We start from the raw sequence: 20,839 nt of genomic DNA, 5'->3' as shown, positions 1-20,839 counted from the left end.
AAGTTGATTGAATAAAAAACGAATGGAAGTTTCACTTTGTTCTTATTCTCTTCATTTGTCAAAAAGCAAACCTATATAAATTTCCCCAATTTTAGTCCTCATATAACTCCAATGGTAAACAATCAGGATCTTGAAAAAACACAAACTGTTTCCCTGTTATTTCATCAACACGTATTGGCTCTGTCTCTATTCCACATCGCTTTAGATGCCCCACTGCTTCATGTATATCTGTAACTGCAAATGCTAAATGTCTAAGACCAGCTGCTTCAGGAAAACTTTGCCGCTTTGGAGGATTTGGAAATGAAAATAACTCAATTTGATACTGTCCTCCTACACATAAATCTAATTTATACGAATCCCTTTCTTCTCTGTAAACTTCATTCAACACATTAAATCCCAATATATTAACATAAAAATTTTTAGATATTTTGTAATCAGAACAAATGATTGCAATATGATGCACTCTAGATATATTCATACTCTACTTCATTCCTCTCTTTACCAAACATGCATATTCTCCCTTGAAATGAAAAACCTATATAACAGAACATATCATAAGGAGGCTTATTATGAAATTTGTTACTTTTTTTCTCGGTCTTGCCGTTGTTTTCTTTCTTGCCTTCATTGCAAGTAACAATAAAAAGCATATCAAATTCAAACCGATTTTCATTATGCTTATTATACAGTTAATTTTAACCTTTTTACTATTAAATACAGAAATCGGCCTCATACTTGTAACCATGATTTCTAATGTATTTACGAAATTATTGGCCTATGCTGCATCTGGGGTAAACTTTGTATTTGGTGGTATTACGAATAAAGGTGAAATGCCCTTCTTCTTAAATGTACTCTTACCAATTGTCTTCATCTCCGTCTTAATTGGTATTTTACAACATTTTAAAATATTACCATTCTGTATTCGTTGGATCGGTTTGTTCCTTAGTAAAATAAATGGACTCGGAAAGCTTGAATCTTATAATGCTGTCGCTTCTGCCATTGTAGGCCAATCAGAAGTATTCATTACCGTAAAAAAACAGCTTGCGCAAATTCCAAAACATCGTCTCTATACACTATGCGCCTCCGCCATGTCGACCGTATCGATGTCAATCGTCGGTGCTTATATGACAATGATTGAACCAAAATATGTAGTAACTGCTCTTGTCTTAAATTTATTTAGCGGCTTTATTATCGTACTTATTATTAATCCATATGATGTTAAAGAAGAAGAAGATATTCTAGAAATTAAGGGTGAAAAGCAAACCTTTTTTGAGATGCTTGGAGAATACATTCTAGATGGATTTCGTGTTGCTATTGTTGTCGGTGCTATGCTGATTGGATTTGTTGCCTTAATTAGCTGTATCAATGATTTATTCCATATTATTTTTGGAATTACATTTCAGCAATTACTTGGTTATGTTTTCTCTCCTATCGCTTTTCTTATTGGTGTGCCAAGTAACGAAATTGTCGCAGCAGGAAGTATTATGGCTACAAAGCTTGTAACGAATGAATTTGTAGCCATGATGGATCTCAGTAAGCTTGCAAACAGCCTCACTCCTCGTACAGTAGGCATTATTTCAGTTTTTCTTGTATCCTTTGCAAACTTCTCTTCTATAGGAATTATTTCTGGTGCCGTTAAAGGATTAAATGAAGAACAAGGAAATGTCGTTGCTCGCTTCGGTTTAAAACTGTTGTACGGTGCGACACTCGTCAGCATTTTATCTGCAATTATTGTAAGCATTATGCTATAAGAAGGTAAAATTTAATCCTTTTCTTATTCATACTTTTTGTATACAATACGAATAGATGTCTCATAAATACTCGAGACATCTATTTTTTTATACATGTACAACAACATCTATTTAGCGTACAATGTCTTTTATGTGTCTCGTCTATGCATTATAAGATAATATGCAAATTGAATGATTTAAAGGAGAACTAAATAATGAAATCTGATGTAGAAAACACGAATAGAACCTCAAAGAGGCGATTTAAAAAAAGACGCCTACTATGGTTTATTCTCATTCCATTACTTATTGTAACAATTAGTGGCGGAAGCTATTCCTTCCATATATACAGTAAAGCAAAATCAATTGTAAATAATGCATATTCTAAATTAGATAGAGGAGATAAATCGGATAAACGAGAAAAAGCTGTTAAGCCGATGACGGACAATGTTTCTGTCCTTATTATGGGTGTTGATGAAAGTGACCTCCGTGAAAAATCTTACGGCAAAGCAACGCGTACCGATGCATTATTACTTGCAACAATTAATAAAAATGATAAATCAGTAAAACTTGTTAGTATACCACGTGACTCTCGTGTATATATTAAATCACGCGATAAACAAGATAAGATTACGCATGCTCACGTATTTGGAGGCGTAGATAGTACAATTGATACAGTCGAGAACTTTTTAAATGTTCCTGTTGACTATTATGTTAAATTTAACTTTAAATCCTTTATAAAAATTGTAGATTCCCTTGGTGGCATCGATGTTGATGTTCCTGTTGAATTTACAGAACAAAATAGTAAGGACGAACCAGGTGCAATCCATCTAAAAAAAGGGCGTCAGCATTTAAATGGTGAAGAAGCACTTGCTTTAGCTAGAACTCGTCATATCGACAGCGATTATATGCGTGGTCAGCGTCAGCAACTTGTTTTGGAAGCCATTGCTCAAAAAGCGCTATCCATAAATTCCATTAATAAAATTAGCAGCTTATTAGATGCTGTTGATCATGATTTAAAAACAAACTTAACATTTGATGACATGATGACAATTACAAAGAGCACAATGGGCTCAAATCTAAAGATGGATAAACTTCAAGTAAAAGGTGACGATAAATATATAGGTGGCATCTACTACTACATTCCTGACGAAAAGAGTGTACAGGACATATCTAAAACATTGAAACAACATCTCGATGTTACGAATAAAACTGAACATAAAAAATTATAATAAAAAGGCTGCTAGGACTTTCCCAGCAGCCTTTTTATTATAATTTTCAACAAAATACTTTCATTTTCTTTCGCAAATAATGACAAAAAGAGACAAATGTTACAAAATTGTAACGTTTTTTATAAAAATATTACACCCACAATTAAAATAATAGTATACTAGTACATACATAATACTATTTTTATCATTTATACATTAAAAATGAATACATATGACCTTATATATTAATTTTTTGGGGGGAAGTAAATGAAGCTACGTAACTTACTGATTGGTTCTGCTGTCACTGGTGGAATATTACTATGTGCAGGTGGGATTGGTGGTTATCAATACGTGTCTAAATTGAATAAACAGCTTGATATAAATGTATTACCACATACTACATTTGAAGGCACTTCTCTTGATGGTAAAAGTAAAAAAGATGTTCAAGAAATTATTCAACAAAAAATTGATGAATCAAACAAAAAATCTCTTAACTATACATTCCAAGGCAATACACAAGCTTATACGTGGAAAGACTTAGGTGTTGAATATAAAGAAACGGAAATTGTCGAAAAGATCTTTAAAGAGCAAAAAGGAAATGTGATAAATCGCTATAAAATGCGAAAACAAGCTGAAAATGGCGAGTTAAAACGTGAATATAAACTAACGCCACAGTTAAATACAACTACTTATGAAGCCTTTATAAAAGAAAAATATAATGAAACCTTAGAGAAACCTGTAAATGCTGAATTAAGTGTTTCCGGAACAACAGTAAATATTAGTCAAAGTCAAAATGGCGAAAAAGTTGATAAAGATAAATTAAAAGAATTAACAGCAAAAGCAATTACTGCTGGTACACAAGATATTCAGCTCCCAATTGCCTCTATAAAGCCCGAACGCTCTACAGAAGATATGCAAAATATGGGGATTACACAAGTGATTGCTGAATATTCTACTCCTATGGCTGGTCGAAACGGGAGCCAATCCTTTAATGTAAACAAATCTGCTAATACTTTAAGCGGAGCAATTGTAGCACCTGATGAAACATTTAGTTTCAATGAACGCGTTGGTATTACAGATGCTGCGCATGGCTATAGATCTGCTGCTGTATTCCTACAAGGAAAAGTTGTCCAGAGCGCCGGTGGTGGGGTTTGCCAAGTGAGTAGTACCCTATATGGGGCAGCATTACGTGCTGATTTAGGAGTTGTTGCTCGTAGTAACCACTCTATGCCTGTTCATTACTTGCCACTTGGTCAAGATGCTGCTGTAGCAGATTATGGCCCAGATTTAAAATTCAAAAATAATACTGGAAAATATATTTACATTCAAGCGTTTTCCAATGGTAGCAGCATAACTACACGTATTTTCGGTACACCTACTGGCAAGAACGTAGAAGTTTCATCAAAAGTAATTGGCGAGACTGAAAATAAAATTACGGCTGTCACATATAAAAAAGTAACACAAAACGGTCAAGTCATCTCAAATGGCCAAATTTCAAAAAGCGTATACAAAAAGGCGTGATGATTCACGCCTTTTTATTTTGCAATAAACGTACAAATGTCCCCATATGTTCCCTCGTCTCTTCTAAAGACCATATACGGGTTCCTTGTTTAGCTACTATTAAACAACCTTCTTCCCATGCCTCTGTCTGCTTTATATGTAATAACTCGCTTTTTAATTTTTCAATTGTTTCCTGATCCTCTTGTTCTAGAAACTCAGTCATTACATTTATTATTTCATCCTCATACACACTTAACGTGCAATATGCTCTTAAGAAATATTGAAGTGTCGGATACATGCTCCCCCCCCTTTCTTACTTATCTGATGGATAGGAAGTAATGATTTTAAATCCTAATGCCCCTGATTTATCTCTCGCCAAAACGGTAACTGTATTCATAAGCTTATCTTTTACACTCATATCTCGCTTTAATACCGTTTTTCCAACAGGAAATGAATGCTTCGTATTTAATACAAGACGATTTTCTTTGGAGTTCTTTAACCATTTCTCAATTTCCTGCTCATGTTGCTTTAAGCTATCTTTTACAGCTTTTGTTGCTATCTCTTTATCATAATATGTACTTGCAGCTGATACTTTATCTGTCTGCAACCGCTTCTTTAGCTCATCTTCTGTTTTCCCAACATGTCGTTCTATCGTATGGCCATTTTTCGGCGGTCCTTCCATTTCATCTAAAATCGTATCTTTAATTTTTTCTACTGATGTTGAATTATTTTCTTTCGGGTTCGCTTTGTTTTGCTCTTGTCCCGTACAACCGCTTAAGATAAGAACCATTGCAAACAAGCTACTCAAGAAAGTACCCCATAATCGTTTCATCATATCACCTCTTTCATGATTATTATCGTAACTTCACAAAAAGTCAATTTCACATATAAAAAAAGCGTGTAGAATTCTAAAACCCTACACGCTTTGTCTTATTTTTTCTACATGAACATTTGCCTGATTGATAACAATTTCACTTTATACAATATCGTATCCTTGCTCTTCAATGGCATCTTTTAACTGCTCTATATTCACTTTTGCTTCATCATATTCAACAGCTACTGTGCCCGCTTGCAATTCAACTGCTACGCCATTTACTCCGTTTAGTTCTTGCAATGCATTTGTCACAGCCATTTTACAATGATTACATGTCATTCCTTGTACATTCAATGTTACAGTCATTTCCAATTCCTCCTTAATTATAAATCTTTTATTTATTATTTATTATTTATGAGCAGCATAACCTATAATAAGGTGTATTGCTCGTAAAAACATTGGCTTCACTTTATATTTTAACACGCTTCAAACGCAAAGCGTTCGTTACAACCGAAACAGAACTAAATGCCATCGCTGCTCCAGCTACCCAAGGTTCTAACAAGCCACTTGCCGCAATGGGGATACCAATCGCATTATAAAATAATGCCCAAAATAAATTTTGACGAATATTTTTCATCGTTTTTTGGCTTAAATCAATTGCTTGTGGGATATGCCCTAAATCTCCTCCAACCAATGTAACATCAGCTGCTTCAATTGCTACATCTGCACCTGTTCCAATCGCCATCCCTATATCCGCTTTCGCTAGTGCTGGAGCATCATTAATACCATCACCAACCATTGCTACTTGCTTTCCTTTTTGCTGTAATTGTTCTACAATATTTGCCTTTTGCTCTGGCAATATTTCTGCATATACATGATTGATACCAACCTGTTTTGCAATTGCTTCAGCAGTTCGTTTATTGTCTCCTGTTACCATATAAACATCAATTCCCGCAGATTGCATCGTATGAATAGCTTCTTTTGAACTTTCTTTTATCGTGTCGGCAACAGAAATCATTCCTGCAAACTGACCCGCAATTGCTACAAGCATAACCGTTTTTCCGTTTGCTTCATGCTCACTCATTACATTCTCATATTCCGCTATATTGACGCTGTGTTCACTCATTAATTTTCGAGTCCCAATGATAACTGATTTCTCTTCTATAATCGATTCAATTCCATGCCCAGGTACTGCACGAAACGTTTCTACAGGTAGTAAAGAAACTTGATTTTGTTTTCCATATTCTACAATTGCAGAGGCTAGCGGATGTTCAGAAACGTTTTCTGCGGAAGCCGCAAATAAAAGCATGTCATCTTGCAGGATCATTACGTCTGTTACTTCTGGTTTCCCTTTTGTAACCGTACCCGTTTTATCTAATAAAACAGCATTAATTTTATGCGTTGCTTCTAAATACTCTCCACCTTTAAAAAGAATTCCTTTCTCTGCACCTTTCCCTGTTCCAACCATAATAGAAGTTGGTGTTGCCAGTCCCAGTGCACAAGGGCAGGCAATTACTAATACTGCTATAGCTACTTCAAGAGATTGCGGTAAATTTTGCGGAGTAATGGCAAAGTACCAAATTAAAAAGGCAACTGCTGCAACAACAACAACGATTGGAACAAATATACCAGAAATTGTATCTGCCATGCGCTGAATTGGTGCTTTAGACCCTTGCGCTTCTTCCACAATTTTAATAATATTTGCAAGGGCTGTATCTTTTCCAATTTTTTCAGCACGCATTGTTAACGTACCGTTTTTATTAATTGTTGCACCTATTAAAGCATCACCGACCTGTTTATCCATGGGGATTGATTCACCGGTAATCATTGCCTCATCAACTGACGAAATACCTGATAAAACAATACCATCTACAGGTATCTTTTCACCTGGTTTTACAACAATGGTATCACCAATAACAACACTTTCGATTGGAATTAACATGTCACGTCCATCACGAATGACCAATGCCTCTTTTGCTTGGAGACTTACTAATTTTGAAATCGCTTCCGTTGTTCTTCCTTTCGCAACAGATTCGAAATATTTTCCAACAAGAATTAATGTGATGAGCACTGCACTCGTTTCAAAATACAGCTGCGGTGAATACGATGGATTTTGTAATGTTTTCAAACCTTCATATAAGCTATAAAAATACGCGGCTGATGTACCAAGTACAACAAGCACATCCATATTCGCACTTTTATTTCGTAAAGAACGGTATGCGCCAATATAAAATTGTGAACCGATATAAAATTGTACTGGTGTTGCAAACAATAATTGCACCCACGGATTCATTAAAAAATGCGGCATCCATAGTCCCGTTTCAAATGGCATATGCGCTACCATTGTATAGAGAAGCGGTAATGATAACAGAATAGAAAGAAATAGCTGTTTTCGTTTCCCTTTTAATTTGTCTGCTTTTTTATTTGGTTCAGTCTCTTCTTGGAGCTTTCCTTTGTAACCGAGTTTCGTTATTTTTTCTAAAATAGATTCTATAGTAATAGGGCCATCTTTATATACGATTGTTGCAGTGTTCATCGCCAGATTAACAGTAATACTCTCGATTCCCTCCATTTTTCCAATTACTTTTTCAATCCGATTTGAACATGCGGCACACGTCATTCCATCAATATCTAGACTTACCTTTTTCGTCCGAACTTCATAACCAAGTTTCTCAATACGATTTGTGATTGACTCTGCAGATTGCGCGTCCACATCGTATTGAACCGTTGCTTGTTCCATAGCTAAATTTACATTTGCTTCTACACCTTCTAACTTATTTAACACCTTCTCAATTCTGGCTGAACAAGCTGAACATGTCATCCCATCAATACCAACCGTGATCTGTTTTGTCTGACCCATACAGTTCGTCTCCTTTCTAATTTGAGAACTGTTTGATGACTTTCATTAACTCTTGAATAGACTCATCTCCATTACCTTCTTGAATCGCTTTAGCGACACAATGATTTGTATGTCGCTCTAACAATGAAAAACCGACTTTATTTAACGCTGCTTGCACCGCAGAAATTTGAATCAATACATCTACACAATAACGATTTTCTTCAATCATTTTTTGTATACCGCGCACTTGACCTTCAATCCTTTTTAAGCGTTTTACAACCTTCTCGATCTCTTCGTCCGTTCGCGGAACCATCTTTTCTTGATTTGAACAATGGTCCATCTGTATACCCCCTCCTCTATATACATTATACCTGTAAGGGGTATAATGTATATAGAGGAGGGGGTATAATGGTGCAAGTTTTTAGCTGTGAAAATTTATATTTTTTAATTAAAATCCACACTTGCCTATATTGACCAAATATGGTGTAATGCTAAAAAAGACAAAGGACTATAACTATATGCAAGAAATGATTCACAATTTACTCACAGAGCATCACACGATTGCAATTCCACTCAGTATTCTATTCAATATCATCATCAGCTTGGCAGGATTTATTCCAAGCATATTTTTAACAGCCATCAACATACAACTTTTTGGTTTAACAGATGGAACAATTATTTCAATCGCAGGCGAAGCATTGGGAGCAATTGTCTCATTTTATTTCTATCGACTAGGTTTTCAAAAATTGACTCATAACAAATTAAACAATTATCCAAAAGTAGAACGCCTTCTTTATGTACAAGGTAAAGAGGCATTTTTACTCGTTCTATCATTTCGGCTTGTTCCATTTATTCCGTCAAGCATTATCACCTTATTTGCAGCATTAGGAACAATATCGCTATTCTCTTTCAGTATTGCAAGTACACTAGGAAAAATACCGGCATTACTCATTGAAGTGTATTCTGCATACCATGTCATGAACGGAACAAGTGAAGCAAAGTGGATTATCACGATTGCCGGTTGCATCGGGGTATTATATATATGGAAGAAGTGGAAGAAAAAATAAAAAGGAGCAGATGCTCCTTTTTATTTTTTCTAAAGAAGAATGAACCCTATTTTACACCAACTGCATCATATGACTGCTTCACCGCTGTAACTTCAGCAGAGTTCGCACCATATAAATCCGCAGCTGCTTGTACTAAGCCAGCACGCGCTTGACTAAACGTAGTAGATTCAGTGAAATATTGTGTATTTGCACGATAATAGATTGCGCCTGCTTTATCTTTACCAATGCCATTTACTGTTACACCGTAATGCGTACCACCATTTGCTAGTAAGTAAGCCGCTTTATTAATAATACCACTGTTCGTATGAACACCACCGTTATCACTTGAACCAGTATAACGTTTAGAATAATGATCTGGATCGCCATATTTCGCTGGATCACTCATAGAGCGAAGCGCATCTCCCGATTTGCCAGGCGTATAAATATCCTCACCAATTTCCCAATCTGGATTACGATTATCATAGTATTCTACTAATGTACCAAAAACATCAGAAATCGCTTCATTTAACGCACCTGACTCATTTTGATAAATTAAATTCGAACTATTTTCTGTAACAGCATGCGTTAATTCATGCCCAATTACATCTAATCCACCTGATAATGAAGTAAATGTATAACCATCCCCGTCCCCATATACCATTTGTGAACCGTCCCAGAAAGCATTATTGTAATTACTTCCGTAGTGGACCGTTGATTTTAACGGCGCCCCTGCATCATTAACGGAGTTTCGATTAAACGTATTTTTATAATAGTCATATGTTACACCCGCATAATAATGAGCATCTACTGCAGCTGCATCACGGCTTGCATTGAAAACATTATCTGTATCTGTCCATAATGTCCCTGGCAATGTAGAGCGATTTTTCGCATCATATGTGAAAATCGTTGCTCCACGTGTATTATCTTGTAAATAATAAGTAGATCCAGATAGTGTTGTATTAATAGATTTTGTATCCCCTAGTACACCTTTACCCGTTCCAACTTTATTTGTCCCTGTAACAGGTTTTACAACTGCTTTACCTTCCTGTTTAGCATTTTCTTGCTTAAGTGGTGCTTGATTTTCACCATTCACATGATCAATTGTATTGTATTTATTTAATACTTTACCGCTTTCTGCCTCAATGAAATAATAATAGTTTCCTGGTTTTGGCTCTAAGAAGTTTAATTTCACAACATATGCATAAGTTGTGTCCTCACCATTTTGATATACATATAAATCCGCTGATGGCTCTACTTCATATTTTGGAGTTAATCCTAAGTCTTGCTGTGCAATTGCAATTGCTTTTTTGCCTTCAATCTTATTTTTATTTTTTAATTTTTCCTTTTTATCTAAATCAGGTACAACTGTTCCAGATAAAACTTTCAATGAACCATCTTTACTAACATGAGCTAGTTGAGTAGACCCCCATACTGGTGTACCTTCATATACTTGTTGCATACGTACCACTGTTGCATCAGTTACAGAATCTTTTTTCACTTGTTTCACTTTGAAAGAATCCTCTGCACTCTTTTCCCCTAACTTATACTCTCCTTTTGCTGCATTTAGATAATCAAATACAACAGATTCTGCTTTCTTTCCAGTTGCTCCAGTCAAATCTCCAGAGATAAACTCAGGTGACTGTACTGCTTCATTGTACTTTTTCGTAGAGAGCACATTCTTTGAATCTGCAAATGCAGAACTTGTCCCTCCAAATGTTGTAACTGCCATTCCTGCCGCTAATACAAATGCTAAACTCTTCTTTTTCATATAACCTTCCCCCTAATAAAAAATTTTTTGAAAAAGAGTAATTTTATATTAGCATTAGGTTTCCAATATTGATATACTGAAAATTCAAAAAAATCTTTTCTCAAGTTTTGTAGAATTTTGGCGAACAATTATTGAGAAAGGCCCTTTCCGTTTGGAAAGGGCCTTTTTTGGTAATTTACTATACATTTACTGTTTCTGCTGCATTCGTTTCTTGACCATAGTTATCTGGTTTCCAAGCACACTGCACATCGAATGCTACCGCTAAAACCGTTATAATTACAAAAGTTCCTAAGATTATCTTTTTCATACTATAACCCCCCCTTCTTCTTCTAACAACATAATTGCTAATTTATAATATCGATTACTTTCTTGAAATTCCGATGATTCTTCAAAGTATTCCGCTAATTCTAAGTATACCTTCTTTAAATCTTTCATATTTTTTTCACCCTTAAAGAAAGGCACTGCTTCTATTTCTAAAAACTTCTTATATACCTCTTTTTTTCCATAATACTTATATTGAAGAATTAATAATAAGTGCAACATACTTTTATACCTATCATCTTTTCTTGCAGCAGAAATTCCTTTTTCAATCCAACCTCTCGCTTCTTCAAATTCTTTTAACTGAATACATTGCAAAGAAATCTCATACATAGCATCAATATAATTTAAATCTTCTTCTTTTTTATACTGTAGACCCTCCAAATAATATTCTTTTGCTTTTTCATAATTATTTTGACGATAATATAAGTACCCCATATTATTCAAGGCAATTGACATGATATTATCTTTATCCGCAAAAGAATCAGCCTCTCTTAAAATATGATTATAAATTCCCATAGCTTCACTATACTGTTTTTTTCGTATATAACTGAAAGCGATTAAAAGTTGACAGTTGATTACATGCCGAAACTTATATTCATTTCGAAAACCTTCTAACGCAACATTCGCAAAGTACAATGTCATATGATCGATTTCCATCTGACTATACGTAAGTGCTAAATTATAATATATCCCCGTTTCATAATAACCTTGTTCTTTCGCCATAGACTCTGTTTTTAACAAATGCTCTAATGCCTGTTTATATTTATATTGCATGCAATATAATAAAGCCCTACTATACGTATACAGCAACTTCTGAAACGGAGAATACTTCTTATACATCTTCTTTAATTTCTCTAGTTCTTCTTCAAGCGCAGAAAGATCTCTTTTCATAATCAAATAACGTGTATACAGCAGATTATAATAATTTATAATTTCAAAATCTAAGACATTTTTCATTTCAGACTGTAATTCTTTATATATGCGTTCAACCTGTTGCTTGTCCAAATGAACTAATGCGTTTAACCAATCATCTAATTTCTCTTTCACTTCTTCTTCTACATCTCTCAAATCCGACACGGCAATCTCTAACCTCACGCAGAGCAACTGCAAGATTTCCTCCGATGCTTCTATTTTTCCATTTTCAATCTTACTTAAATATGAGACGGAACAAATGCCCTGACATAATTCTTCTTGTGTCATTTTTTGCTGCAGCCGCTTATAAAAAACTTGTTTGCCGATTTTTTCTAAAGTTTGTTGCATTGTCCTCCTCCATTCTCATTTACCCCCACTACTTTAATAATACATAAAAATACCAAAAATATAAATTGATAAATGTAAATTTTCCAAAAGTTTTTCGATAAATTTGTTTTATTCCAATTGAAGTAGCTAAATTTCATGCTAAAAACATGTTATATCACCTATATTACCAAACATTAAAATCACTCTTTCTTATTAGAAATGGATTCTTTGGCATAAACTAGAAAAAACGATATAATATAACCAAATTACGGAGGTGTTTTCACAATGAATCATTATAAAGATGATAGTTACGCCTTACATACAGATTTATATCAAATCAACATGACTTATACATATTGGAAAGACGGCATTCATAATCGCCGCTCTGTTTTTGATTTATATTTCCGAAAGCTTCCATTTAAAAATGGTTACGCCATTTTTGCTGGTCTTGAAAAAATTATAGAATACATAGAGAATTTTCGTTTTACCGAAAGTGATATCACTTATTTAAAAGAGCTACAATTTGAAGAAGAGTTTCTACAGTATTTACAAAACATGAGGTTTACCGGGACAATTCGTAGTATGCAAGAAGGAGAAGTGGTTTTTAATAACGAGCCATTATTGCGCGTTGACGCACCGCTTGGTGAAGCTCAAATTATTGAAACCGCCTTGTTAAACATTGTGAATTACCAAACATTAATCGCTACAAAAGCAGCTCGCATGAAACACGCAGCGAACAATGATGAACTATTAGAATTTGGTACACGCCGTGCTCATGAATTTGATGCGGCCCTTTGGGGTACACGCGCAGCCTTTATCGGTGGATTTTCTTCTACAAGCAATGTCCGTGCTGGAAAACGATTTGGTATTCCAGTTGCTGGTACGCATGCTCATTCCTTTGTCCAAGCATACCGTGATGAATATATTGCATTTAAAAAGTATGCTGAAACACATAAAAAATGTGTTTTTCTTGTCGATACATACGACACATTAAAATCTGGTGTACCAAATGCCATTCGCATCGCGAAAGAATTTGGTGACCGCATTGATTTTTATGGTATTCGTCTTGATAGCGGCGATATGGCTTATTTATCAAAAGAGGCACGAAAACTACTTGATGCAGCTGGATTTACAAATACAAAAATCATCGCTTCTAGTGATTTAGATGAATATACAATTATGCATTTAAAATCACAAGGGGCAAAAATTGATGTATGGGGCGTCGGAACAAAATTAATTACATCATTTGAGCAACCTGCCTTAGGAGCTGTTTATAAGTTAGTTGCGATTGAGGATGCGAATGGCACATTAAATGATACGATTAAAATCTCTTCTAATCCTGAAAAGATTACAACGCCAGGATTAAAACGAATTTATCGAATCATTAATCGCGTTAACAATCATGCAGAAGGTGATTATATCGCTTTAGAATCAGAAGAACCTGAGCAGGAAGAACGTTTAAAAATGTTCCATCCTGTCCATACGTACATCAGTAAATTCGTGACAAACTTTGAAGCACGCGAGCTTCATCATAACATTTTCACAAATGGTAAAAGAACATATGAATTACCTAACATATTAGACATTCAAAAATACACAGAAAACAGCTTAGCACTATTTTGGGAAGAATATATGAGAACACTAAATCCCGAAGAATATCCTGTAGATTTAAGCCAAGAATGCTGGGATCATAAAATGAATTACATTCAAACTGTACGGGATCAGGTTGCAAAAAATATACAAAAATAAAAAGAGAAGCCTTCGCTTCTCTTTTTACCCCGCTATTTACGGGCAGTAATATCCCACCTCAAAGTTCAGCAAAAGAAGTTAGCTGGGAGATAAATTGCCCGTAAAAGCCCGATTCGTGAGGGCTAATAATCAGTGGGAGATATCCCCCACTGATTAAAGTTTCACTTTATTTTACAAATCTTTCACTCTAAGCACACGCATCGCATTCAATACAGCAAGTAGCGTAACGCCCACATCTGAGAAAACAGCTTCCCACATTGTTGCAATTCCAAATGCACCAAGTAATAAGACCAGTCCTTTCACACCAAGTGCAAAGATAATATTTTGCCATACAATGTTCCGTGTACGTTTGGCAATTTTGACAGCCGTTGCGATTTTAGAAGGTTCATCTGTCATGATTACAATATCCGCCGCCTCGATTGCTGCATCAGATCCTAATCCACCCATCGCAATCCCGACGTCTGCTCTCGCTAATACTGGTGTATCATTAATACCATCACCAACGAACGCAACTTTTTCTTTCGCTTGTTTTGCACTATCAATTTTTTCAATTTCTTCTACTTTTTGTTGTGGCAATAATTCAGCGTGAACCTCATCTAAGCCAAGCTCCTTACCAACAGCTTCTCCAACTAATTTCGCATCACCTGTTAACATTACCGTTTTCTTAATACCAAGTTCTTTCAACTTTTGAATTGCTTGTTTTGAGTCCTCTTTTACTTCATCTGAGATGACAATATAACCAGCGTATGCACCGTCTACAGCAACGTGAACAAGCGTGCCCACTGTTTGCGGCTGTTCAAATGTAATATTTTCTTTTTTCATTAATTTTGCATTGCCCGCAAAAATTCCTTTACCTTGTACTTTTACAACTGTACCATGACCGGAAATTTCACTATAATCCCCAATCATATTTTCATCAATTGATTTTCCATATGCACTTCGAATAGATTGTGCAATTGGATGATTTGAATAAACTTCCGCAAATGCAGCATATTCAAGGAGTTCTTCTTTTGTAGTTGCTCCATTTGGCTCCATCTTCGTTACCTTGAATACACCTTTTGTTAATGTTCCTGTTTTGTCAAAGACGATATGTTTCACATCATTCAGTGCTTCTAAATAGTTACTTCCTTTGATTAAAATACCGTTTTTAGAGGCTCCACCAATACCGCCAAAGAATCCAAGTGGAATAGATACCACTAATGCACATGGACAAGAAATAACAAGAAACACTAATGCACGATAAATCCAATCAGAGAATGTAGCCCCTTCTAAAATAAGAGGTGGAATAAACGCTAATGCCGCTGCTGTAATAACTACGACCGGAGTATAGTAACGCGCAAATTTCGTAATAAAGTTTTCTGTTGGTGCTTTTCGGCTACTTGCGTTTTGTACTAAATCCAAAATTTTCGATACAGTTGATTCACCAAATTCTTTTGTTACTTCAATTGTTAACACACCATTTTGGTTCACAAAACCACTTAATACATCTTTCCCAACTTCTACTTCACGCGGTACAGATTCACCTGTTAATGCTGAAGTATCTACCATTGATGTTCCTTCAACTACTTTCCCATCTAATGGTACTTTCTCACCTGGTTTAACAATGATATAATCTCCAATTTGTACATCTTCCGGTGAGACTTGTTTTGTTTCATTGCCAACTTTAACGTTTGCATAATCAGGACGAATATCCATTAATGAAGTAATCGATTTTCGAGAACGATTCACCGCAATACTCTGGAATAACTCACCTACTTGATAAAACAGCATAACTGCGACAGCCTCTGGATATTGCCCGATTGCAAATGCTCCAAGTGTAGCGATTGCCATTAGAAAGTTTTCATCAAATACTTGCCCGCGTGTTATGTTTCTCACAGCTCGCCAAACAATATCTCCACCAATGAGTAAATATGCGATAACGAAAAGTGGAATTGTTATCATTTGTGGTAATCCTGCAAGTGCAGCGACTCCTGTTAAAACACCACCAATCGCTAAGCGCCATAGCATTTTCTTCACATTTCCTTCACCGTGATCGTGACTATGTCCATGATCATGACCTGTTTTTTCTTCACGGACAACTTTTACATCTGGCTCTAATTTATGAACAATATTTTTAATATCTTGTACTGTCGTTTCAAGCTCTTTTTTATTTGCCACTTCTATTTTTAATTTCTTCGATACAAAGTCAACAGCGGCCGCTGAAACCGTAGGCATCTCTTTTACCTTTGTTTCAATCTTCATTGCACAATTTGCACAATCTAGCCCTTCTAATACAAATACTTCTTTTACAACTTTTGTTTTCTGTTCATCCTTTACTTGAATGTGCGGTTCTAATTTCGTAACAAGCTGTTTCGCTTCAGCAACAACATTATTTTCTTTATTTTGTTCTGTTTCTAAAGTCATTGTCTTAGTTGCGAAGTTCACGGAACAAGAGGAGACACCTTCTAATCCTCCGACCCCTTTTTCAATTTTCATTGCACAGTTCGCACAATCTAATCCTTCTAACACAAGTTTTCGTTTCACTAGTGCTTCTGCCATCTTTCTCCCTCCTTGTGCTTTTATTTTCTATTCTTCCTCATTTACGTGTTCAAATGCTTGCTCAAAGATATGAATTACGTGATGGTCAGCTAATGAATAATACACAACCTTTCCTTCTTTACGGTTTTTCACAAGTTTTGCTTGCTTTAAAACACGCAACTGATGAGAAATAGATGATTGTGTCATGCCGAGTAAATACGCTAAGTCACATACGCACATTTCTGCTTCAAATAATGCGTGTAAAATGCGGGTACGCGTACGGTCACCTAATACTTTAAATAATTCTGCCACTTTACTTAAACTTTCGTCAGCTGGAATCGTTTGTTTCACTTGATCAACAACTTCTCCATGGATAATTGTTTGAGAACATGCTTCTTGACATGTTTCTACTTTATTTTCAGCCATTATAGCTCACCTCTTCATTTGAACATATGAACAACCATTCATATATCTTATACTTTTATTATATGAGCGCCCATTCATATGTGTCAATAAAATCCGTAACAAATTTTCCGAACATTTTGTTCAAATTTAAAAACATATCACTTATTTTCCACATCCGTTATATTCTTCATACAAAAAGGATGTACGAAAGTTTCTATCCTTTCGTACATCCTTTTTTCTTCATTTATTCACCTTTCACTGCATCAACAATTAAAGAAACAAACCCTAACTTTCCATCCTGATTTCTATGATCAAAGCGTTTAGACCGATAAATAAATCCTTCTTTTTCATCCCAATCATTATAATGAAACTCTCCACTCTCATCACAATACTCCAAAAGCTTCACCTGAAATCCTGCGCTCTCAAACATGGATATTATCGTTTTATAATTGTGAACAATTTTATGGCTCGCCGCTGGATGATCTAGTGGTCCAGGTCCCCCAACTTGTACCCCTTCTTGATATTCTTCATCCGGGAAAAAGCTATCCGGAACCGCACAGCGAATATAACCACCGTTCTTTAAAAATTCATAACACACTTTCGCTGCTTCTACACCTTCCTCATATGATAAATGCTCCCATACATGCTCCGCTAAAATTACCTCTAAAGAGTTACTATCAAACCTTTTTATCCAATCTTCTCTTTTTAATAAATTCAATTCATCTTCATTTGTATGTAACCATCCTGGGTTATTGTTAATTTCTCCTGCACCAACAACAATTTTTAATTCGTCTTTTACAACCATCATTTCACCCCTTTGAATATTTCAACATATAAATTCTACAAGATACTACTTTTTCCTCCTTTGACCAAAAGAAAAAACCTTGCGCGCTCCCTAGGCACACAAGGCTTACAATTTATTATATCCCCTTAATTAGCTTTTTCTAAGCTATCTTGCGAACTTGTATCTTCTTTTAAATGACTATGTTTTTTCGAATAAACAAAGTATACAACTACTCCAATTGCTAACCAAGCACCGAAGTACATCCATGTTGTTAATGGTAGATTGAACATTAAGAATAGACAACATGCGATTGAAATGATTGGTAAAGTTGGTACAAGTGGTACCATAAATCCGCGCTTTAAATTCGGATGTGTTTTACGAAGAATGATAACAGATACACCAACCATCGCAAATGTTAATAACGCTCCAATATTCGCTAAATTCGACAATTCTTTTAAATCGATAAATCCAGCAATTAAAGCACTACCAATCCCTGTTAACCAAGTTGAAAATGTTGGTGCTTCTGTCTTCTTGTTAATTTTCGCAAAAGATTCTGGCAATAAACCGTCACGACTCATTGCAAAGAATACACGTGTTGTTGCGTAAATATAAGCAAAAATTACAGCCATAATACCAATTACAGCTCCAATAGCAATTACACCAGCTACTTTATCTTGTCCGACAACTTCTAGTACATAAGCCATTGCTTCTGGTACATCTAATTCTTTATAAGAAACCATACCAGTCATAACAAGACAAACTGCAACATAAATAATCGTACAAATAACTAACGAAGCAATGATACCAATTGGAAGGTCACGCTGTGGATTTTTTACTTCTTCTGCTGAAGTTGCTAATGCATCAAAACCTAGGAAAGCAAAGAATACTGCTGCTCCTCCGGCAAAGACTCCACTTAAACCGTACGGTGTAAATGGTACCCAGTTTTCTGGTTTTACGTAGAATACACCAACTGCAATAAATAAGACAACAATAGCAATTTTAATTAATACCATTGCGTTATTTACACGCTTACTCTCTTTCGTACCACGTGATAACAACCATGTTAATACGAGCGTGATGATTACTGCTGGCAAGTTCACAATACCACCTTGAGATGGAATCGTTAACAGCGCTTTTGGAATTTCCAATCCAAATCCACTTATCAGGTTATGGAAGTAACCTGTCCATCCGCCAGCTACGGCCGCTGTTGTTACAACATATACAGATAGTAACGTCCATCCCATTAAATGGGCTACAAACTCACCAATTGTTGCATAAGAATATGTGTATACACTACCTGAAACAGGAAGTGTCGAAGCAACTTCCGCATAACATAATGCTGCAAATCCACAAACAATTGCTGCAATCATAAATGAAAAAATAACTGCTGGACCAGCATCTCTTGCTGCCACTAATCCAGTTAATACAAGAACTCCTGTACCGATTATCGCACCAATCCCTAGCATTGTTAGGTCAAATGCCCCTAGTGTTTTCGTCAAAGTTTTACTTTGACTTTCCCCTAACAGTTGCGTAACGGATTTCTTTTTAAATAGGTTGGCCACGATGTATGCCCCCTTTGACTAAGAAGAGCTAAGAGGTCTTCTCTCTTAGCTCTTATCATGTTGTATTAAATATTGTTCGATTTTTAGTTTGTATTATGCTTCAATTAGCAAGATACAGTTTCTGCTTCTAATAATTCTTTTGCACCTTTGTATTCTACACCGTGAGCTTCTGCAACTGCTTCGAATGTTACATAACCAGCTAATGTATTAATACCTTTTAATAATGCAGAGTTGCCTAGGCAAGCTTCTTTGTAGCCTTTGTTTGCAATTTGTACTGCGTATGGTACTGTTACGTTTGTTAATGCAAGAGTTGATGTACGTGGAACCGCACCTGGCATGTTTGCAACTGCATAATGAACAACGCCGTGTTTTTCATAAGTTGGGTTATCATGAGTTGTAATACGATCAGTTGTCTCGAAAATACCACCTTGGTCAATTGCGATATCTACTACAACAGAACCTGGTTCCATTGATTTAATCATTTCTTCTGTTACAAGTTTTGGCGCTTTTGCACCTGGAATTAATACCGCACCGATTACAAGATCAGACTCTTTTACAGCTTCTGCGATGTTGTAAGGGTTAGACATTAGAGTTTTCACTTGGTTACCGAAAATGTCATCTAATTGACGAAGACGTTCTGCACTTAAGTCGATGATTGTTACATCCGCACCTAGTCCAACTGCAATTTTAGCAGCATTTGTACCAGCTTGTCCACCACCGATAATTGTTACTTTGCCACGTTTTACTCCTGGAACGCCTGCAAGTAAGATACCTTTGCCGCCTTTGTTTTTCTCAAGGAATTGTGCACCAATTTGTGCAGACATACGACCAGCTACTTCACTCATAGGTGCAAGTAATGGTAAAGAACGGTTTTCTAATTGTACTGTTTCATAAGCGATTGAAACAACTTTCTTTTCAATTAATGCTTTTGTTAATTCTGGTTCTGGAGCTAAGTGTAAGTATGTGAATAAGATTAAACCTTCACTAAAGTGCTTGTATTCGCTTTCAATTGGTTCCTTAACTTTCATTACCATATCCATGTTCCAAGCTTCTTCAGCTGTATCAACGATGTTTGCACCTGCTTCAACGTACTCAGCATCTGTAAAACCAGATCCTATACCTGCACCCTTTTGAATGAATACTTCGTGATTGTTACGAACTAAATGTACAACACCAGCTGGTGTCATTGCCACACGGTTTTCGTTGTTTTTAATTTCTGTTGGTACCCCAATACGCATAATGAAATGCCCCCTTATAATTAACAGAAAAAAGGAATTCTTTTTTCTTTTTTTAATAATTAATAACTTATGTCCTTATTCTAGCATAACTTAAAAGTTATGAAAACGCTAACATACTAGAT

At 35.7% G+C, this 20,839-nt stretch carries 19 protein-coding genes; 5 read left to right on the top strand and 14 right to left on the bottom strand.

Annotated features, from left to right (window positions below):
• Window positions 1–91: 91 nt before the first annotated feature.
• A complete protein-coding gene (gene gloA2 / locus ORL93_RS24370) occupies window positions 92–478 on the bottom strand; it encodes an SMU1112c/YaeR family gloxylase I-like metalloprotein (RefSeq protein WP_199666032.1) in 387 nt (128 codons plus the stop codon).
• A gap of 91 nt (window positions 479–569) precedes the next feature.
• Here gloA2 and ORL93_RS24365 point away from each other — a divergent pair, with 91 nt between their 5' ends.
• The 3 genes from ORL93_RS24365 (at window position 570) to ORL93_RS24355 (ending at window position 4,456) form a co-directional block, all read left to right on the top strand.
• Window positions 570–1,748, top strand: a complete 1,179-nt coding sequence (locus ORL93_RS24365; protein WP_006093505.1) for a NupC/NupG family nucleoside CNT transporter — start codon at window positions 570–572, stop codon at window positions 1,746–1,748.
• A 194-nt stretch (window positions 1,749–1,942) separates the two neighbouring features.
• Window positions 1,943–2,956, top strand: coding sequence for an LCP family glycopolymer transferase (locus tag ORL93_RS24360; protein WP_018781923.1), 1,014 nt, complete (start codon window positions 1,943–1,945; stop codon window positions 2,954–2,956).
• A 246-nt stretch (window positions 2,957–3,202) separates the two neighbouring features.
• On the top strand, window positions 3,203–4,456 hold the full coding sequence (locus tag ORL93_RS24355) for a VanW family protein (protein ID WP_006093503.1): 1,254 nt from the start codon (window positions 3,203–3,205) through the stop codon (window positions 4,454–4,456).
• A 4-nt stretch (window positions 4,457–4,460) separates the two neighbouring features.
• On the opposite strand, the gene ORL93_RS24350 is transcribed toward ORL93_RS24355, so the two are convergent.
• From ORL93_RS24350 to ORL93_RS24330, 5 genes are all read right to left on the bottom strand, one after another.
• Window positions 4,461–4,733 (bottom strand): hypothetical protein, encoded by a 273-nt coding sequence (locus tag ORL93_RS24350; RefSeq protein WP_265959633.1) that lies wholly within the window; start codon window positions 4,731–4,733, stop codon window positions 4,461–4,463.
• A 15-nt stretch (window positions 4,734–4,748) separates the two neighbouring features.
• Window positions 4,749–5,267 (bottom strand): RNase A-like domain-containing lipoprotein, encoded by a 519-nt coding sequence (locus tag ORL93_RS24345; RefSeq protein WP_033798615.1) that lies wholly within the window; start codon window positions 5,265–5,267, stop codon window positions 4,749–4,751.
• 144 nt (window positions 5,268–5,411) lie between these two features.
• A complete protein-coding gene (gene copZ, locus ORL93_RS24340; RefSeq protein ID WP_003195128.1) occupies window positions 5,412–5,615 on the bottom strand; it encodes a copper chaperone CopZ in 204 nt (67 codons plus the stop codon).
• A 103-nt stretch (window positions 5,616–5,718) separates the two neighbouring features.
• A complete protein-coding gene (locus ORL93_RS24335) occupies window positions 5,719–8,109 on the bottom strand; it encodes a heavy metal translocating P-type ATPase (protein WP_018765581.1) in 2,391 nt (796 codons plus the stop codon).
• Window positions 8,110–8,125: 16 nt separating this feature from the next.
• Window positions 8,126–8,428, bottom strand: coding sequence for a metal-sensing transcriptional repressor (locus ORL93_RS24330; RefSeq protein ID WP_097795436.1), 303 nt, complete (start codon window positions 8,426–8,428; stop codon window positions 8,126–8,128).
• A gap of 178 nt (window positions 8,429–8,606) precedes the next feature.
• Between ORL93_RS24330 and ORL93_RS24325 the strand changes: the two genes are divergently transcribed.
• Window positions 8,607–9,155, top strand: a complete 549-nt coding sequence (locus ORL93_RS24325; RefSeq protein ID WP_006093499.1) for a TVP38/TMEM64 family protein — start codon at window positions 8,607–8,609, stop codon at window positions 9,153–9,155.
• 46 nt (window positions 9,156–9,201) lie between these two features.
• On the opposite strand, the gene ORL93_RS24320 is transcribed toward ORL93_RS24325, so the two are convergent.
• The 3 genes from ORL93_RS24320 to ORL93_RS24310 all read right to left on the bottom strand — a co-directional run bounded on the left by ORL93_RS24320 (window position 9,202) and on the right by ORL93_RS24310 (window position 12,483).
• Window positions 9,202–10,902 (bottom strand): M4 family metallopeptidase, encoded by a 1,701-nt coding sequence (locus ORL93_RS24320; RefSeq protein ID WP_097795435.1) that lies wholly within the window; start codon window positions 10,900–10,902, stop codon window positions 9,202–9,204.
• A gap of 178 nt (window positions 10,903–11,080) precedes the next feature.
• On the bottom strand, window positions 11,081–11,209 hold the full coding sequence (locus tag ORL93_RS24315) for an NprX family peptide pheromone (protein ID WP_018765584.1): 129 nt from the start codon (window positions 11,207–11,209) through the stop codon (window positions 11,081–11,083).
• A complete protein-coding gene (locus tag ORL93_RS24310; RefSeq protein ID WP_265959632.1) occupies window positions 11,206–12,483 on the bottom strand; it encodes a helix-turn-helix domain-containing protein in 1,278 nt (425 codons plus the stop codon). The genes ORL93_RS24315 and ORL93_RS24310 overlap by 4 nt, the downstream gene beginning before the upstream one ends.
• A 264-nt stretch (window positions 12,484–12,747) precedes the next feature.
• Here ORL93_RS24310 and ORL93_RS24305 point away from each other — a divergent pair, with 264 nt between their 5' ends.
• Window positions 12,748–14,211: a nicotinate phosphoribosyltransferase gene (locus ORL93_RS24305; RefSeq protein WP_003195138.1), complete on the top strand. Its 1,464-nt coding sequence runs from the start codon at window positions 12,748–12,750 to the stop codon at window positions 14,209–14,211.
• Window positions 14,212–14,382: 171 nt separating this feature from the next.
• Here ORL93_RS24305 and ORL93_RS24300 read toward each other — a convergent pair whose 3' ends face one another.
• The 5 genes from ORL93_RS24300 to ald all read right to left on the bottom strand — a co-directional run bounded on the left by ORL93_RS24300 (window position 14,383) and on the right by ald (window position 20,717).
• Window positions 14,383–16,749: a heavy metal translocating P-type ATPase gene (locus ORL93_RS24300; protein ID WP_097795433.1), complete on the bottom strand. Its 2,367-nt coding sequence runs from the start codon at window positions 16,747–16,749 to the stop codon at window positions 14,383–14,385.
• A gap of 27 nt (window positions 16,750–16,776) precedes the next feature.
• A complete protein-coding gene (locus ORL93_RS24295) occupies window positions 16,777–17,154 on the bottom strand; it encodes an ArsR/SmtB family transcription factor (RefSeq protein ID WP_003195140.1) in 378 nt (125 codons plus the stop codon).
• Window positions 17,155–17,377: 223 nt separating this feature from the next.
• Window positions 17,378–17,941 (bottom strand): class I SAM-dependent methyltransferase, encoded by a 564-nt coding sequence (locus ORL93_RS24290; protein ID WP_003205860.1) that lies wholly within the window; start codon window positions 17,939–17,941, stop codon window positions 17,378–17,380.
• A gap of 122 nt (window positions 17,942–18,063) precedes the next feature.
• Complete coding sequence (locus tag ORL93_RS24285) at window positions 18,064–19,479, bottom strand: amino acid permease (protein ID WP_018765586.1); 1,416 nt, start codon at window positions 19,477–19,479, stop codon at window positions 18,064–18,066.
• A gap of 104 nt (window positions 19,480–19,583) precedes the next feature.
• Window positions 19,584–20,717, bottom strand: a complete 1,134-nt coding sequence (gene ald / locus ORL93_RS24280) for an alanine dehydrogenase (RefSeq protein WP_018781915.1) — start codon at window positions 20,715–20,717, stop codon at window positions 19,584–19,586.
• Window positions 20,718–20,839: the final 122 nt, after the last annotated feature.

It is taken from the genome of Bacillus sp. DHT2 (genome assembly GCF_026241455.1).
Taxonomy (GTDB): domain Bacteria; phylum Bacillota; class Bacilli; order Bacillales; family Bacillaceae_G; genus Bacillus_A; species Bacillus_A pseudomycoides.
Note: the sequence above shows the minus strand (reverse complement) of the source record. Positions and strands in the feature narration are given on the sequence as shown.

What these genes read in the sequence shown, in the direction of transcription:
- ORL93_RS24350 (WP_265959633.1), bottom strand. Translation starts at nt 4,733, where the DNA reads ATGTATCCGACACTTCAATATTTCTTAAGAGCATATTGCACGTTAAGT.
- ORL93_RS24300 (WP_097795433.1), bottom strand. Translation starts at nt 16,749, where the DNA reads ATGGCAGAAGCACTAGTGAAACGAAAACTTGTGTTAGAAGGATTAGAT.
- ORL93_RS24345 (WP_033798615.1), bottom strand. Translation starts at nt 5,267, where the DNA reads ATGAAACGATTATGGGGTACTTTCTTGAGTAGCTTGTTTGCAATGGTT.
- ORL93_RS24320 (WP_097795435.1), bottom strand. Translation starts at nt 10,902, where the DNA reads ATGAAAAAGAAGAGTTTAGCATTTGTATTAGCGGCAGGAATGGCAGTT.
- ORL93_RS24360 (WP_018781923.1), top strand. Translation starts at nt 1,943, where the DNA reads ATGAAATCTGATGTAGAAAACACGAATAGAACCTCAAAGAGGCGATTT.
- ORL93_RS24315 (WP_018765584.1), bottom strand. Translation starts at nt 11,209, where the DNA reads ATGAAAAAGATAATCTTAGGAACTTTTGTAATTATAACGGTTTTAGCG.
- ORL93_RS24335 (WP_018765581.1), bottom strand. Translation starts at nt 8,109, where the DNA reads ATGGGTCAGACAAAACAGATCACGGTTGGTATTGATGGGATGACATGT.
- gloA2 (WP_199666032.1), bottom strand. Translation starts at nt 478, where the DNA reads ATGAATATATCTAGAGTGCATCATATTGCAATCATTTGTTCTGATTAC.
- ORL93_RS24355 (WP_006093503.1), top strand. Translation starts at nt 3,203, where the DNA reads ATGAAGCTACGTAACTTACTGATTGGTTCTGCTGTCACTGGTGGAATA.
- ORL93_RS24310 (WP_265959632.1), bottom strand. Translation starts at nt 12,483, where the DNA reads ATGCAACAAACTTTAGAAAAAATCGGCAAACAAGTTTTTTATAAGCGG.
- ald (WP_018781915.1), bottom strand. Translation starts at nt 20,717, where the DNA reads ATGCGTATTGGGGTACCAACAGAAATTAAAAACAACGAAAACCGTGTG.
- ORL93_RS24305 (WP_003195138.1), top strand. Translation starts at nt 12,748, where the DNA reads ATGAATCATTATAAAGATGATAGTTACGCCTTACATACAGATTTATAT.
- ORL93_RS24325 (WP_006093499.1), top strand. Translation starts at nt 8,607, where the DNA reads ATGCAAGAAATGATTCACAATTTACTCACAGAGCATCACACGATTGCA.
- ORL93_RS24295 (WP_003195140.1), bottom strand. Translation starts at nt 17,154, where the DNA reads ATGGCTGAAAATAAAGTAGAAACATGTCAAGAAGCATGTTCTCAAACA.
- ORL93_RS24290 (WP_003205860.1), bottom strand. Translation starts at nt 17,941, where the DNA reads ATGATGGTTGTAAAAGACGAATTAAAAATTGTTGTTGGTGCAGGAGAA.
- ORL93_RS24330 (WP_097795436.1), bottom strand. Translation starts at nt 8,428, where the DNA reads ATGGACCATTGTTCAAATCAAGAAAAGATGGTTCCGCGAACGGACGAA.
- ORL93_RS24365 (WP_006093505.1), top strand. Translation starts at nt 570, where the DNA reads ATGAAATTTGTTACTTTTTTTCTCGGTCTTGCCGTTGTTTTCTTTCTT.
- copZ (WP_003195128.1), bottom strand. Translation starts at nt 5,615, where the DNA reads ATGACTGTAACATTGAATGTACAAGGAATGACATGTAATCATTGTAAA.